Genomic DNA, 14,927 nt, shown 5'->3' on the forward strand with positions numbered 1-14,927 from the left:
TGTTCGCAGGAAAAGAGCCGGTCAGAGTTGGTCTGACCGGCTCTTTCCGTCTGTCCTGCCCAGCGCCCGCCCCGAAGGCCTTCAAGGATGACGTCGTTCCATTCGTCATCAAGGAGCGCCTCCGACGGCTGAACGAGATCTCGCGGGAGTTCACCTACCGAACGAAGCGGTAGACGTGTTCGCGAGGCTTCTTCATGTCCCGGGGACTGCTCGCACCGGGTCCGCCGGCATGTACTTCTCGAACCACATGCCGGCTCTGGTGAGGAAGTCGGTGACCGCGGGGTACAGGCGCACCCCGTGTCCCTCCTGCGGATAGATCACCAGCGTCGAAGGGACGCCGTGGTACGTCAGGGCTCGGTGGAACTCCTCCGCCTGCGCGGGTGGTGTGCAGAGGTCGAGTGCACCGGCGACGTTGAGACACGGAGTGCGCACGCCGGCCGCGTTGAGCGCCGGGCTGCGCGTGTGGGCGTGCGAGCCGGGGCTCTCGAGATCCGCCAGGAGGAAGATGTCCCGCAGGACCCCGATGTTGCTCGTGAGCGTCTGGCTGTACCAGTCGGTCACCGGGGACATCGGCACGGCAGCCGCGAAGATGCTGTCCCTGGTGACGAGCCAGGACGACATGAAACCGCCGTAGCTTCCTCCGATGAGGCCGATGCGATTCTCGTCGGCGATGCCGCGCTCGACCATCGCTGCGACGCCGGCGAGGAGGTCTTCGGCGTCGCCTCCGCCCATGTCGCCCACGACCATCGCGGCGAACTCGCGCCCTCGCCCACTGCTTCCTCGGGGGTTGGGGCTGAGGACGGCGTAGCCGCGCGAGACGAGCAGAGAGACATAGGGATACGACATGGCCCACGTCGGGCGGAACGCCCAGACGGGCCCGCCGTGGATGTGCATCACGAGCGGGAACGGTCCTTCGCCCTCGGGAAGGCACAGGATGCCGTCGATCTCCAGGCCGTCCGGTGCATCCCAGTGCACGACCTGCGCGGATCCGATCTTCGAGCGGAGGTAGGTGGTCCCGTCGTGATCGATGGCGACGAGAGTCACGCTCTCTTCGCGGAACGTGCGAACGATCCGCTGCGGGACGTCGTAGGCCTCCTGGATGCTGAGCACCGAGTCGTCCGACAGCACGACACCCGCGGGGTAGAGCACGGAGCCTCCGAGGCTTCCCGTCGTCGTCACCAGCTCGGTGCACTGCGCGCGAGTGACATCGACGACCCCGGCGATCGACTCCACCCGCCGCACGCCGAAGCAGCCGATGCGGTCGTCGTCGATCCAGGCGATGTGCGAGATGTCGCCGTCGAGCGCCGGGACCTCGACGACCTCTGCGTTCTGCGCATCGATCACCACGAGCGCCCCCGCGAGGAGGCCGCGATCGCTGCTGATGCCCTCGATCACAGCGACCCGCGTCCCGTCGGGAGAGCCGGTGGGGAGTGCGAGCTGCACGTCGCTGCGGTACACCTCCGTCGTCGCTCCGGTCTCGACCTGGATGAGCTGCATCGGCGCGTGGTACCACTCGTCCTCCTCGGGGCCCGGTGATGCGATCGCCACGAGGCGATCGGGGCTGCACCAGTCCGCCTCCCACACGTTCTGCTCCGTGGGCACCCGGTGCGTCGCGCCGGTGTCGAGCGAGTGCACCCAGACGCTCCGCCCGGGAGCGCGCTCGTCGGAGGAGACGACCCGGGGCAGCCACGCGGCCGGAGCGGCATCCGCCGGCGAAGCCGTCGTCCCGGATCCCTGCATGACACCGCGGTCGGCCCCCGGGTCGGCCACGCCCATCAGCAGACGACGCGAATCGGGAGACCACCGCAGGTACTCGACGCTGCCCGGCACCGGCGGCACAGCAGTCGGCTCGCCAGCCCCGTCGTCGAGGTAGGCCTGGAACAGGCCGCGGCCGTCGCGATCCGAGAGGAATGCGAGGGTCTCTCCGTTCGGCGAGTATGCGGGCGAGAGCGACGACCCCTCCCCGGGGTGACGCTCGACGAGGGAGCCGTCCTCGACAACGAAGATGCCGGTGCGCGGGGGTGCATCCAGCGACTCGAGGACGACGCCGCACGCGGCCACCCGCTCTCCGTCCGCTGAGGCGGTCAGTTCGCGCAGGGCGCTGGGGCGTCCGAAGGCGGGTTCGTGCGCGCGCCGCAGATGCTCTTCGACGGCGGCGTACTCCGGGGTTCCGCGCAGGTCGTTCCTCATCGGTTCTCCTTGATTCGGGTGGGTCGTGGTTCGGGAAGGGTGGTCTCCACCGCGCCGATCCGCTGGGCGGTGGAACGGGCAGGAGCGATGCGCTCGAGCACGTCGAGATCACCATCGGGGCGCAGGGGCAGGATCACGTCCTCGCCGCGACGCCGCGCATGCAGGGCGTCGAGCACCTCGGGCCACTCCCCGACGAAGGTCACGTCGGCGTGCGGAGGATCTCCGACGTCGATGCACACACCGCGGTGCGGATCGAAGATCATCTGCCAGCGCACGTCGTCGCCGTCGTCCGGCCCGTCGGTCAGGACGAACGACAGGGCGTAGGGGCGATCGAGGTCACGACAGGCGAGGGCGACCGACACGGACGCGTCGAGTCTCCACCGCATGATCGCGATGTGCTCCGCCGACATGAACACCGGGGCACTCATCGCGCCGCGCCCACGGCCATCTACCGCGTGGTCCCGGATGTCGCGGCCGCCTGCCTCGTCACCTGACGGATGACGTCGAGGGACTCGGCGGCGTGATCGAGGTGCACGGCGTGCGTCGATCCGGGCCACCGCAGCAGAGGAGCGCCCAGCGCGTCGGCGAGGCGTTCGTGCGCCCGCATGACCGCGGCCAAGGACTCGTCTTCCTCGGGGTAGTCGGCGCTCACGACGGCCGCCGGGATGCCATGGGGCAGGTCGCTTGCGTCGAACGCCGCCGCGAGGTCGCCCAGCCCCCGTGCCGCCTCCGCGAGCTCGCCCATGTCGACCGCCACGATGCTGCGCAGCGCCGCGGCCTGCTCGTCTCCCAGCCCCAGCGCCTGGATCAGCTGCTCCGCCTGGGTCGCCCGCGCCTCCATCCCCGCCCGCCGCGCCTCCGGATCCGTCTCCACGGCGGCCAGGGCGCGGACGGCCTCCTCCGTTCGGCCTGCCGCGGTCGCGTCGTTGATCGGGGTGACGTCGAGGAGCACGAGGCCGGCGACATCGTCGGGGAAGTCGCGGGCGAGCAGCAGCGCCACCGCGCCGCCGAGGCTCTGGCCGACGATGACGACCGGACCCATGCCCAGTTCCTGCACCAGGGAGTGCAGGTGCGCGGAGGCTTCGGCGAGGGTGCCTTTCTGGGTCGAGGTGCCGGTGCCGGGCCGGTCGTGCACGATCACTCGCGCTCCCGGATCGTCGATGAGACCCTCGATGAATCCCGGGTAGAAGCCTGTCGCGCTGACGTGGCCGCCGGGGAGCAGCAGCACCGGCTGCCCGCTGGATCCGTGAATCTGAACACCTTCGTGCATGCTGCACTCCTTCGTCGAGTCGAGCCGGATTCACCCGGGAGCACGGGTTGCGTCATATTGAGGAGCAATCCATACTTGGTTTTGTTGAACAATAAAGGGGATGGTTGATGAGCGCAATGGTCGATCGAGGATCGGACGCCGCCGACTCCGCGCCGGGTCGTGTCGCTGCACAGCTGCGCGAGGAGCTCCTCGACGGCATCCATCCGGTGGGCACGCGACTCCGCGAGGAAGAGTTGGCTGCGCGCTTCGACGTCGCCCGCCACACCGTCCGTTCTGCACTGCGCAGCCTCGTCGACGCGCGGCTCGTCAGCCATGAGCGCAACCGAGGCGTGGTCGTCGCACCGCTGGACCGGCAACGCATCGACGAGGTGTTCGACTACCGCAAGGTGCTCGAGCTCGGCGCGCTGCGGATCGCCCTCGACAACTCCGTCGACCTGTCCTCGGTGGAGGATCGCGTGGAGCAGCTGGAAGCCTTGGCCGGCCGGTCCACTCCTGCCGCGTGGCATGAGCTCACTCTTGTTCACAGCGCCATCCACGAAGCGATCGTCGCGCTGTCGGGGAACTCCCTCCTCGTCGACAGCTACCGACGCTGCGAAGACGAGGTTCGTCTGCTCCTCACCTTCGTACGTCCCGATTTCGACGCGGCATCGATGGCGATGAAGCACAGAGCCCTCTTCGAGAGCCTGCGACGAGGGGGAGACGAAGCGATCGAGGCGCTGACATCCGACATCGATGACACCGGTCGAGCCGCCGTCCTGCACAGTCTCACGCGTCTCGAGGACGCCGCCCGTCTGCTCGGACGCTGAATCACGGACCGGTCAGACGAGGGGGCGGGCGGTCGACCGGTCAGAGCGTTCCGCTCTCGCCGACGAACGGCGCTGCGCGTCGAATCCTCGTCGCGTCGCGGCGATGAACTCCTCGGCGGCAGCCGGCGGAGACTTCGCCTGCAGGACGCCGGAGGTGGATCCGGTTCCCTGAGCGCCGGCTCGCATGATCGCGAAGGCGTCGTCCGGGCTGGACACGCCGCCGGCGTGCATCATCAGAATGCCGGGTGCGTGCTCGGCCACCTTCCGGTCGATCTCGGGGATCCACGGACGTTCCGTGCTCTCGGTGCTGCCGATCAGATTCGGGGGTTCGTAGAGCACGATCGTCGGCGCGAGATCGACCAGACCCATCACGGACTCGTCGTCGCCGGCGCACACCATGGTCATCAGACCGTTCTCGTGAGCGCGACGGATCGCGCGTGCCAGCGCATCGGGTGCGAGCGGACTGGCGTCGTGGTTCAGCATCACGCCATGAGCGCCCGCATCCGCGAGCGCCTCGGGCAGCACTCGAGCGACGCTCTTGCCGGGCTCTTCGTCGTCGACACCCTGCGCGAAGACGAAGACGCCGGGGACGGCAGTGCGCACCGGGGCGATCAGCGCGGTGGGGACGGTCAGGATGACCGAGACGCCGTGACGCTCACCGGCGGATGCGGCGGCCTCGGCCACCGAGACGATCTCCGGTAGCCGGAGCAGGTTCTTCGGCCCGATCTCGAAGAAGGGGGAACGCAATGTGCGACCGTTCACTGAGGCGGCTCCACGATCACCACATTCACGGCGGCGGGCATGCCGGCCAGTGCCTCGTGGTCGGAATCGGTGACGAGCACGTCGATGTCGTCGACCGCGGCGACGCGCGACATCAGAACCCGGCCGAGCTTGGAGTGGTCGGCGACGAGGATGACACGATCGGATCGGTCCAGGGCCAGGCGCTTGCCGGCGCTCTCGTCCGGGTCGTAGTCCGTCAGTCCGCGGGTGGGGTGCACGCCGCTGATGCCCATGACGTAGGAGTCGACGTTGTAGTGGCGCAGATCGTCGGACATCGTGGAGCTCGTCGTGAGCATCTCCGATGACTTCACCCGACCACCGAGCATGAAGATCTCGATGCTCGGCTCCTGCGCCAGTTCCGAGACCACCAGGATGCTGCGGGTGAGGACGGTGAGCCGCTTTCCCGTGCCGCGCAGTGCGTGGGCGACGGCGAGGGCGGTGCTGCCGCCGTCGATGAAGACGACCTCGTCGTCGACGAGCAGATCGGCCACGGCGCGGCCGATATGGGCCTTGGTCTCGTGGGCGGCCTGCGCGCGGGTGGACAGCGCGGGCTCACGGCTCTTCGCATCCAGCAGCAGGGCGCGCCCTCCGACGAGACGGCGGACGATCCCCTCCTCTTCGAGCGTGCCGAGGTCGCGACGGATCGTCATCTCCGAGACGCCGAAGTGGACGGCCAGACTCTGGATGTCCACCTCCGCCGTCTCGCTCATCAGCGATTCGATCTCCACGCGTCTGCGCTGCGGAGTGATTCCGCTCATCCCGATCCCTCCGACTCCCACCGGTGTGATCCCGAGGGATCCGCGAATCGAAAATCTATCACACCGTGTTACCAATGTGTAAACGATTCACATAATTTCCCGAAACTCTTGCGGGCTGAGTGTGAAGCAATTACATTGACGTGAAACGCGATCACAGCTTTCCGGTCGTGGATCCCGATCACCGCCGATACGAAGGACGCCGATGTACCACTCCAATCGCATTGCACCCGGCCGCCGGAAGACCGCTGCTCGCGCAGGGCTCACCGCCGGCGTGGTCACCGTCGTCGCCCTCACCGTCAGTGGCTGCGGGGGGTCGTCCAGCACCGACGTCGATCCTGAAGCCGCCGACGGCTGGTCCCAGGAGTTCGCCGGCACCGAGCTCAACGTCCTGGCCGAGGCGACGCTGAACTCCGAGGTCCTCGCCGAGCTCGCGCCCGAGTTCACCGCGAAGACGGGGATCGAGGTCAACATCGAGACCGCACCCTTCGCCCAGCTCGTCCAGAGCGTCACGCTCGACTTCTCCACCGCGCAGGGCGACTACGACGTCGTCTCGATCCCCTACGACTATCTCGGCGCATACGCGGGCAGCGGCTACGTCGAGGAGATCACCCCGCTCATCGAGGCCAACGCCGACCGGGTGGGGGAGGAGTTCGACGAGACCGACATCGTCTCCGGACTCTGGGAGACCGCGGCGACGTGGGACGGCAAGTCCTACGGCATGCCGTCCAACAGCGCGGTGACGATGATGCTGTACCGCGCCGACCTGTTCGAGAACGCCGAGGAGAAGGCCGCGTTCGCCGCCGAGTACGGCTACGAGCTCGCGCCGGCCCAGACGTGGGAGCAGTACAGCGACATCGCGGAGTTCTTCACCCGTGATGCCGGCGAGACCCTCGCCGGCGAGGTCCTGAGCGAGCCCATGTACGGCGTGACGATGGCCGGCAAGCGGCACGAGGCCGCCGTCTTCGAGTGGATGAACTACGCCGGAGGCTTCGGGGGCGGTGTGGTGGACGACGAGGGCGAGCTCATCGTCGACAGCGACGCATCGGTCGAGAGCCTGGAGTACATGAAGTCGCTCGGCGAGTTCGCCCCTCCGGGATTCACCTCCGCCACCTGGGACGAGGTCACCGCCAACCTGCAGCAGGGCATCGCGGCGCAGGCGATCTCCTGGGGTGACACCGCAGGAGCGATGGAAGACGAGTCTCAGTCGGCCGTGGTCGGCAAGATCGGCTACGGCGACGTGCCGGTCGCGACCGAGGGGGACGAGCACCACGCTCTGCACGGCGCGTGGACCTACACGGTCAGCACGCAGGCCGTCGACAAGGATGCTGCATACCTCTTCGTCGCCTGGGCGCTGTCCGCGCCGGTGCAGAAGAAGATCGGTGAGATGGGCGGAGTGCCCGCGACGCGGTCGGCGTTCGAAGACCCCGAACTCGTCGCCGCACTGCCCTCCTGGCCGCAGCAGCTCGCGAGTCTCGAGAACGCCCTCGCCCGCCCGCGGAACGCCGAGTGGCCGCAGATGCTCGACCAGCTCGCTCTGCAGGTGTCGACCGCGCTCGTCGGCGACTCGACACCGCAGAAGGCACTCGACGACGCGCAGTCCGAGATCGAGGGCGTCCTCGGCGACAAGCTCCCGCTGAAGGCGTTCTGATCATGTCGACCACGACGGAACGACCGCCCGTGAGACCGCCGCGATCGGAGGGCGGCGCTCGCACCGCCCTCCGATCGCGGGCTCGGAACCGCGTGTTCTGGACGCGGTTCGGCATGCAGGCGCCGAGCCTCATCATCCTGGCGATCGTGCTGGCCTTCCCTCTGGTCTACAGCGTGGTCCTGAGCTTCCAGTCGTACAGTCCGGTCGATGCCGAGGCCGACGGTCGTTTCATCGGCCTCGACAACTACATCCGGATGCTGGGCGACGCGCAGTTCGGTCGTGCGGTCCTCGTCACCATCGCGTATGTCGTGCTGGCCGTGGGCATCGAGACGGTGATCGGCACGATCCTCGGCGTCGTCCTCTCCCGACTGATCCGCAGCCGTCGCATCGTCACCTCGGCGCTGCTGCTGCCGATGATCGCGACTCCGCTCGTCGTCGGACTCATGTTCAGCTTCGGTCTCAACCCGCAGTTCGGCTTCATGACCGACTTCCTCCGTGCCCTCGGCCTCGTCGGCGAGGGCGGCGTCCTCGACAGCGCGGGCGGCGCGTTCGCCGCACTCGTGGTGATGGACGTCTGGGAATGGACGCCGTTCATCGCACTCATGGTGCTCGCCGGTCTCTCGGCTGCTCCGCAGGCGCAGATCCAGGCGGCCGAGCTCGACGGGTGCAACACGTTCCAGCTCTACTGGCACGTCATGCTCCCGATGGTCCGTCCCGTCCTGATCGTCGCGATCCTGTTCCGAGCGACCGAGGCCATCCGGCAGTTCGATCAGGTCTACATCCTCACCGGGGGAGGACCGGGATCGGCGACCACGGTCAACGACATCTTCCAGTACCGCGTCAGCTTCGCCGCCTTCGACATGAGTTACGGCGCGGCCCTCGGTGTCGCCACGTTCGCGGTGGTCGCCACACTCGCCGCCATCCTGTTCCGCTACCTCAACCGCAAGGGCGTCGACGCATGAGCACTTCGACCGTCGTGAACACACGAGCGATCGTGACCCGCAACGCGGGCCGCGGCCGACCCGTGGCACCGTCACCGGGGCGCTCCCGCGCCGGCATCATCCAGGTCGTGCTCGGCATCCTCGTGGCCGCATTGATCCTCCTCTACCTGTCGCCGATCATCTGGCTCGTCGTCACCTCGTTCAAGGACCGGGTCGACATCTTCTCGTCGGCTCCGAGCCTGTTCTTCACGCCGACGCTCGAGAACTACCGCCAGGCGTTCCTCGAGAAGGGGTTCACGGACAACCTTCTGAACTCCACGATCGTCGGGGTCGTCTCGACCGGGATCGCCCTGCTCGTCGGGGTCCCTGCCGCCTACAGCCTCAGCCGGGCGCGCAAGGGCGAGACGTTCATGATGGCGCTGCTGGCCGCGCGACTCCTGCCGGCGATGGTCCTCGCCGTCCCGCTGTTCGTCCTCGCGTCCTCTCTGGGGGTGCGCGACTCCTACTTCGCGCTCATCGCCGCGCATCTCACCTTCGCGCTCCCGTTCACGGTCTGGATGATGCGCGGGTTCTTCCTCGCCGTCCCGATCTCGCTCGATGAGGCCGCTCGCCTCGACGGCTGCGGCGAATGGGGCACATTCCTCCGGGTGATCCTGCCCATCGTGAAGCCAGGACTCGCCTCCACCGGAATCTTCTGTCTCATCAACTCGTGGAACGAGTTCCTGTTCGCACTGGTGCTGACCGGGCGGCATACGCAGACCCTCCCCGTCGCGATCCCGAGCCTCATCACGCCGATCGGAACCTCGTGGGGCCAGGTGGCCGCCGTGGGGACCGTCACGATCCTTCCGGTGCTCATCATCGCCTTCATCGTCCAGAAGCACATCGTGGCCGGCATGACCGGCGGGGCGGTGTCGGCAGAATGACCAGCTCCTCGATCTCATCCCCGTCCGTCTCGTCAGCAAGGAACAGCCAGATGTCCGTCCAGACGCACTCGTTCACCGTCAGCACTCCCGCGCGGCAGGAGTTCTTCGACATCACCGACCAGGTGATCAGCTTCGTCGCCGATTCGGGCGTCACCGAGGGCATCGTGCAGGCGTTCACGCCGCACACCAGCTGCTGCGTGCTCATCCAGGAGGAATCCGAGGACATCACGTACTACGGCACGCAGCTCCTGCTGCAGGACACCTTGAACATCTTCGCGAAGATCGTGCCGCCGGCCCGTCACGAGGGGCAGTACCTGCATCCGGGACCGATCCACATCAAGAACGCCGCCGAGCTCCGCGGCGAGCACCCCTCGTGGGGCCTGAACACCGACGGCCACATCATCTCGTCGATCGTCGGGCGCTCGGAGTCCATCCCGCTCGTCGACGGCTCGCCCGTCCTCGGGGAGTTCGGCCGCGTGTACTTCGGCGACCTCGACGCCGTGCGTGCGCGTGAGCGCACCGTCCTGATCACCGTGGTGGGCCGCTGACGATGCTCGTCTACGCGGTGGACCTCGGCACGACGAACCTGAAGGTGGTGCTCTTCGACGAGCACGCTCGTCAGCTCGCCGCGGCGAGTGCACCGATGCAGTACCGCCGCGAGGGGGCGATCGTCGAGTTCGATCCGGACACCGTCCTCGCGTCCGTCCTCGACCTGATCCACGCCGTCGCGTCGGATGCCGAGACGTCGTCCGACGCGGTGGCGCACATCGTGATCACCGGTCAGGCGGAGTCGCTCGTGCTCGCCGACGCCGCCGGGCGCCCGCTCGCGCCCGGCATCTCCTGGATGGACGAGCGATCCGTGGCCGAGGCCGCAGAGATCGACGAGTGGTTCGGTGCGACAGCGGCCTTCGCCGTCACCGGCGAGACCGAGGCGGTGCCGACGTGGCCGGCGACGAAGCTGCGTTGGCTCCGCGCCCATCGTCCCGACATCCTCGCCGCTGCTCACCACGTGCTGATGATCAAGGACTACGTCCTGCTCCGACTCACCGGTCGTGCGGTCGGCGAGGAGACCACCCGCGGATTCACGTACCTGTACGACGTCCCCGGCCGCCGGTACTGGCCGGAGATGCTCGAGTTCTGCGGCGTGCGCCCGGAGATGCTTCCCGAGCTGATCCCGGCCGGCACGATCATCGGACCCGTGCTCGACGAGGTCGTCGTGTCGCTCCCGACAGCCCGTTCCTACGTCGTGAACGCGGGTGCCCTCGATCACTTCTGCGCCATGCTCGGCACATCGTCCTACGGTGCCGGCGCTGTCAGTGCTTCGGCAGGGACGGTTCTCGCGGTATCGCTCCTCGCTTCGGACTGGGCCTTCGACCCCTCGTCGGCGCTGTCGTTCCACGCCGGGCTGCAGCCCGGCGAGACCGTGCTCTTCAGCTGCGCCGACAGCGGCGGCGTCGCGCTCGAGTGGTTTCGGGACGGCATCGCCGGCGGTCTGCCCTACGACCAGCTCGAGCGCGCACTGGCGGAACGGGACCATCGGGATGCACCGATCTTCCTTCCGTACCTGACCGGCGTCAACCCGCCCGACTTCAATTCCGAGGCACGCGGTGCTTTCGTCGATCTGCAGCTGCGCCATGATCGCATCGATCTCGCGTACGCGGTCATGGAGGGCGTCGCGCATCTGCTGCGTCGCAACATCGACGCGATCCGGGATGCCGGTGAGCCGGTCCGCGAGATCGTGAGTGCGGGCGGCGGCACGGCATCCCGATTCTGGAACCAGCTGAAGGCCGACGTCTGCGGCGTCGATGTGCGCGTTCCCCACGAGCAGGAGGCCGCGTGCCGCGGCGCCGCGATCCTCGCCCTGGTGGCCGCCGGCGAATTGCAGTCGATCGACGACTCACGACTGCCCGCGCCGGATTCGCACGTCTACCACCCCCGCACCGGCCCCATGACACGTGCCCGCTACGACCGCTTCGACGCCGCCCTCGCACGCCTGTACGGCGCGGACGGCGTGCAGACCCGCCCAGAAGGAGAAGGAAGATGATCCTCTGCTGTTCCACCCCGATGATCCCCGGGAACTCGCTGACCGCTCAGGCGGAGCAGTTGCGCGAATGGGGCTATGACGCCATCGCCGTGTTCCAGCCGCGCGAAGAGTGGAATCGTGACGTGCACGCCGAGCTCGCCGCGCTCGAGTCACGCACCGGGGTCCGCCCCGTCGAGTTCGTCCTCACGGGTGACATCTACGGTCACGCCATGTCGGAGAGCGCCGAACTGCGGGCGCAGTGCCGCGACATGTATCGCGAGGCCGCCGACGTGTGCGCCGAACTGGGACTCGTGACCGAGATCGAGTTCGAGTACGGACCCCAGGATCCGATGCCGCTGTTCGATCCGTATCAGCAGCTCACGCCCGAGCAGGACGAGGAGTTCACGGCGTTCTACACGGAGCTCCTCGACCGGGTCGCCGGCTCCTCCGCCGCCATCCTGCTCGAACCGCTCAATCGCTACGAGAGCCGCTACCTGAACTCCGTCGCCGACAACCTCGCCATCGTGACGCGTGTGGCGCACCCGAACGCGGGTCTGCTGCCCGACACGTTCCACATGTCGATCGAAGAGGCGAGCATCCCCGACGCACTCCGCTCCGCCGCGGGCCAGGTGCGTCATGTGCACCTCGGCGACAACAACCGACTGCTGCCCGGACACGGCTCGCTCGAATGGGACGGCATCTTCCGCGCGCTCCGCGACATCGACTACCGGGGCGCGATCAACCTCGAATGCTCGACCACGGGTGACCCGGCGGTCACGCTGCCGCAGACCGCCGCGCGTCTCCGGGAACTCATCGACGCCTGACCGCACCCGACCCCCCGACCCCCGGGCCCCGACTCGGAACACCTGAAGCTCGAACACCACAAGGAGAACTCATGAAGATCGATCTCGCCGGACGCATCGCCGTCGTCACCGGAGGCGGACGCGGCATCGGCCTCGCCGTCGCTCGCGCGCTCGCCGAGGAAGGCGTCGACATCGCGCTCTTCGACCTCTTGGACACGGTCGAGGAGACCGCGGCATCCCTCGCGGAGGAATTCGGGGTGCGGGCGCTCGGCCATCGTCTCGACGTCACGGATCAGGACGCCACCGCGGAGGCCTTCGCGCTCGTCACCGAGCGCCTCGGCGTCCCTCGGGTGCTGCTCACCGCCGCCGGCATCGAGATCAACGAGGACTCGATCGACGTCACGGCAGGCAACTGGCGCAAGGTCATCGACGTCAACCTCACCGGCACGTTCTTCTCGGCCCAGGCCTTCGGCCGCACGCTGCTCGAGGCCGGGCAGACCGGCAGCGCCGTGCTCATCTCCTCGATGTCGGGCTCGATCGTCAACGTGCCGCAGTGGGCCGCGTCGTACAACTCGTCGAAGGCCGCGGTCGCCCATCTCGCCAAGTCGCTCGCCGTCGAGTGGGCCTCGTCGGGTATCCGCGTGAACTCGATCGCCCCGGGTTACGTGCTCACCGACCTGACCCGGCAGATCATCGCCCGGGAGCCCTCGCTCGAGGCCGAATGGGTCTCGCTCATCCCGCAGGGACGGATGGCCACGCCGGAGGACGTCGCGGGCCTCGTGGTGTTCCTGGCGTCCGACGTGTCGAGCTACATGACGGCGCAGCAGGTCACCATCGACGGCGGATACACGGCCGTCTGACTCCCGCTGCCGCGATCACGAAGAAAGGCATCCCGATGGATCCCGAGATCTCCCGCACCACCGCAGGCCCGACGACCACGTCCCGGCCGACGGACACCGCCCTCAGCACCCGCGGCATCCGCGTCTCGTACGGCCACGTGCAGGCATTGCGCGGTGCCGACTTCGACTGCCGCGCCGGGGAGGTGACCGCGCTGATCGGTGACAACGGCGCCGGCAAGTCGACGCTCGTGAAGGTGCTGTCGGGCGCGCTCGCCCCCGACGACGGCGAGGTCTTCGTCGGAGGCGAGCCGTTCCGCGCCCACCAGCCGACCGATGCGCAGGCCGCGGGCATCGAAACCGTCTGGCAGGACCTCGCGCTCGCCCCCGACCTGGGACCGGTCGCCAACATGTTCCTCGGACGGGAGACGCGCCGGAAGGGACCGCTGGGTGCCTTGGGGTTCCTCGACAACAAGTCGATGGCGGCCGTCGCGCAGCGTGAGTTCGCGCAGCTCGGGGTGACGGCCGATCCTCGCCGAGGGTCGGTGAGCGACATGTCCGGCGGTCAGCGCCAGGGGGTGGCCGTCGCGCGAGCGGTCAGCTGGGCGCGCACCGTGGTGCTGCTCGACGAGCCGACCGCGGCGCTGGGGGTCGTGCAGACCAAGGGTGTGCTCGACATGGTCAAGCGCGTCGCGGGTCGCGGCCTCGCCGTCGTCCTCATCAGCCACAACATGTCGGACGTGCTGGCCGTGGCCGACCGGGTCGAAGTGCTGCGCCTGGGGCAGCGGGTCGCCAGCTACACGCGAGCACAGGCCTCGCTCGAGCTGCTCGTCTCCACCATGACCGGCGGCACGACCCGACCGGAATCCGACTCGACCGAAACCGGAGGAACCCGATGACCTCTCTCGACACTCTGGGCGCGCCCGTCCTCGCCCCTGAGCCTCCCACCTGGCGGCAGCGCTTGGAGCGCGCATGGCAGCATCCGCTGTTCGTCGTCACCTGCGCACTGATCCTGCTGGTCGTCGTGTTCGCGATCGTCAACGGCGGGCCGTTCCTGTCGCAGGCGAACGTGCGGAACATGTTCCTCGCCGGCTCGATCATGCTGATTCTCGCCGTCGGCGTCACCTATGTGATCATCACCGCCGGGTTCGACCTGTCGGTCGGATCCGTGTTGGTGTTCTCGGGGGTCATCAGCATGATCGTGATGCGCCAGGTGGGCGGAGACGGCTGGACGACGGCTCTCATCGGTCTTGCCGTGGCCGTCGTCTGCGGCCTCGGTCTCGGGTGGATCAACGGGTTGCTCGTCGCGTACGCCGAACTCAATCCGATCATCGTGACGCTCGGCATGTTCGGGGCGGCCCTCGGCCTGGCGCAGGTGGCCACCGGAGGACAGGACCTCAGCGGGATGCCGCTCGCGATGTCGCAATTCGGGGTCGGACGCATCCTCGGTGTGCCGTGGGTGGTGGTGATCGCCGCCGCGGTGGCCGTCATCGCCGCGATCGCCCTGCACTCCACGGTCTTCGGCCGGCACACCTACGCGATCGGCTCGAACAAAGAGGCCGCCGTCCGCGCCGGCATCCCGGTGCGTCGGCACCTCGCGGTCATCTACGGCCTCTCCGGATTGCTCGCCGGTCTCGCCGGCTGGCTGTCGCTGTCGATCTACGGCACGACCAACATCTCGGGTCACTCGCTCGATGCGCTGACCGCGGCGACCGCCGCGATCCTCGGCGGCGCGAGCCTGTTCGGCGGAGTCGGCACGATCGCCGGCACCGCGATCGGCAACGCGATCCCGGTCGTGCTCGCCAGCGGACTCGTGATCGCCGGACTGCAGAGCTTCTGGCAGCAGGTCGTCACCGGCGCCGTGCTCGTCGGCGCCCTGTATCTCGACCGGCTGCGTCGCATCCGGAGCCTCAAGAGATCGAGCTCGGCGCCCAGCTGAGCGCACCCCC

The 14,927-nt window shown here is 68.3% G+C and carries 15 protein-coding genes; 10 read left to right on the forward strand and 5 right to left on the reverse strand.

Annotated elements, in window-relative coordinates; genetic code table 11:
* Positions 1-192 precede the first annotated feature (192 nt).
* Genes CQ045_RS08220 through CQ045_RS08230 form a run of 3 tightly spaced genes read right to left on the reverse strand, consistent with a single transcriptional unit; the run spans position 193 to position 3,460 of the window.
* Positions 193-2,190, reverse strand: coding sequence for a S9 family peptidase (locus tag CQ045_RS08220; protein WP_105722555.1), 1,998 nt, complete (start codon positions 2,188-2,190; stop codon positions 193-195).
* Positions 2,187-2,618, reverse strand: a complete 432-nt coding sequence (locus tag CQ045_RS08225) for a hypothetical protein (RefSeq protein ID WP_146115211.1) — start codon at positions 2,616-2,618, stop codon at positions 2,187-2,189. The genes CQ045_RS08220 and CQ045_RS08225 overlap by 4 nt, the downstream gene beginning before the upstream one ends.
* A 20-nt stretch (positions 2,619-2,638) precedes the next feature.
* Positions 2,639-3,460 carry an alpha/beta fold hydrolase gene (locus CQ045_RS08230; protein ID WP_105722559.1) on the reverse strand — a complete coding sequence of 274 codons (822 nt, stop codon included), beginning with the start codon at positions 3,458-3,460 and terminating at the stop codon, positions 2,639-2,641.
* 107 nt (positions 3,461-3,567) lie between these two features.
* On the opposite strand from CQ045_RS08230, the gene CQ045_RS08235 reads away from it, so the two are divergent.
* Positions 3,568-4,266, forward strand: a complete 699-nt coding sequence (locus CQ045_RS08235; RefSeq protein WP_105722561.1) for a GntR family transcriptional regulator — start codon at positions 3,568-3,570, stop codon at positions 4,264-4,266.
* Between the two features lie 12 nt (positions 4,267-4,278).
* Here the strand turns inward: CQ045_RS08235 and CQ045_RS08240 are convergent, their stop codons facing one another.
* Positions 4,279-5,028 (reverse strand): triose-phosphate isomerase, encoded by a 750-nt coding sequence (locus CQ045_RS08240; RefSeq protein ID WP_105722563.1) that lies wholly within the window; start codon positions 5,026-5,028, stop codon positions 4,279-4,281.
* The gene (locus tag CQ045_RS08245) at positions 5,025-5,804 is read right to left on the reverse strand and encodes a DeoR/GlpR family DNA-binding transcription regulator (RefSeq protein WP_105722565.1); all 780 of its coding nucleotides are present in this window, start codon (positions 5,802-5,804) and stop codon (positions 5,025-5,027) included. Before CQ045_RS08245 ends, CQ045_RS08240 begins: the two co-directional genes overlap by 4 nt.
* A 202-nt stretch (positions 5,805-6,006) precedes the next feature.
* Here CQ045_RS08245 and CQ045_RS08250 point away from each other — a divergent pair, with 202 nt between their 5' ends.
* From CQ045_RS08250 to CQ045_RS08290, 9 genes are all read left to right on the forward strand, one after another.
* Complete coding sequence (locus tag CQ045_RS08250; RefSeq protein WP_105722567.1) at positions 6,007-7,452, forward strand: extracellular solute-binding protein; 1,446 nt, start codon at positions 6,007-6,009, stop codon at positions 7,450-7,452.
* Positions 7,453-7,544: 92 nt separating this feature from the next.
* Positions 7,545-8,414 (forward strand): carbohydrate ABC transporter permease, encoded by an 870-nt coding sequence (locus CQ045_RS08255; RefSeq protein ID WP_181156498.1) that lies wholly within the window; start codon positions 7,545-7,547, stop codon positions 8,412-8,414.
* Positions 8,411-9,316: a carbohydrate ABC transporter permease gene (locus tag CQ045_RS08260; protein ID WP_105722571.1), complete on the forward strand. Its 906-nt coding sequence runs from the start codon at positions 8,411-8,413 to the stop codon at positions 9,314-9,316. Before CQ045_RS08255 ends, CQ045_RS08260 begins: the two co-directional genes overlap by 4 nt.
* Positions 9,317-9,366: 50 nt before the next feature.
* Entirely contained in the window at positions 9,367-9,864 is a 498-nt protein-coding gene (locus tag CQ045_RS08265) for a secondary thiamine-phosphate synthase enzyme YjbQ (protein WP_181156499.1), read from the forward strand.
* Between the two features lie 2 nt (positions 9,865-9,866).
* Complete coding sequence (locus CQ045_RS08270; protein ID WP_105722575.1) at positions 9,867-11,360, forward strand: L-fuculokinase; 1,494 nt, start codon at positions 9,867-9,869, stop codon at positions 11,358-11,360.
* Positions 11,357-12,163 carry a sugar phosphate isomerase/epimerase gene (locus CQ045_RS08275; RefSeq protein ID WP_105722577.1) on the forward strand — a complete coding sequence of 269 codons (807 nt, stop codon included), beginning with the start codon at positions 11,357-11,359 and terminating at the stop codon, positions 12,161-12,163. Before CQ045_RS08270 ends, CQ045_RS08275 begins: the two co-directional genes overlap by 4 nt.
* A gap of 71 nt (positions 12,164-12,234) precedes the next feature.
* Entirely contained in the window at positions 12,235-13,002 is a 768-nt protein-coding gene (locus CQ045_RS08280; RefSeq protein WP_105722579.1) for an SDR family oxidoreductase, read from the forward strand.
* 35 nt (positions 13,003-13,037) lie between these two features.
* On the forward strand, positions 13,038-13,877 hold the full coding sequence (locus CQ045_RS08285) for an ATP-binding cassette domain-containing protein (RefSeq protein ID WP_105722581.1): 840 nt from the start codon (positions 13,038-13,040) through the stop codon (positions 13,875-13,877).
* Entirely contained in the window at positions 13,874-14,917 is a 1,044-nt protein-coding gene (locus CQ045_RS08290) for an ABC transporter permease (protein ID WP_105722583.1), read from the forward strand. The genes CQ045_RS08285 and CQ045_RS08290 overlap by 4 nt, the downstream gene beginning before the upstream one ends.
* Positions 14,918-14,927 lie beyond the last annotated feature (10 nt).

The organism is Microbacterium sp. MYb66, from assembly GCF_002979435.1.
Lineage (GTDB): Bacteria > Actinomycetota > Actinomycetes > Actinomycetales > Microbacteriaceae > Microbacterium.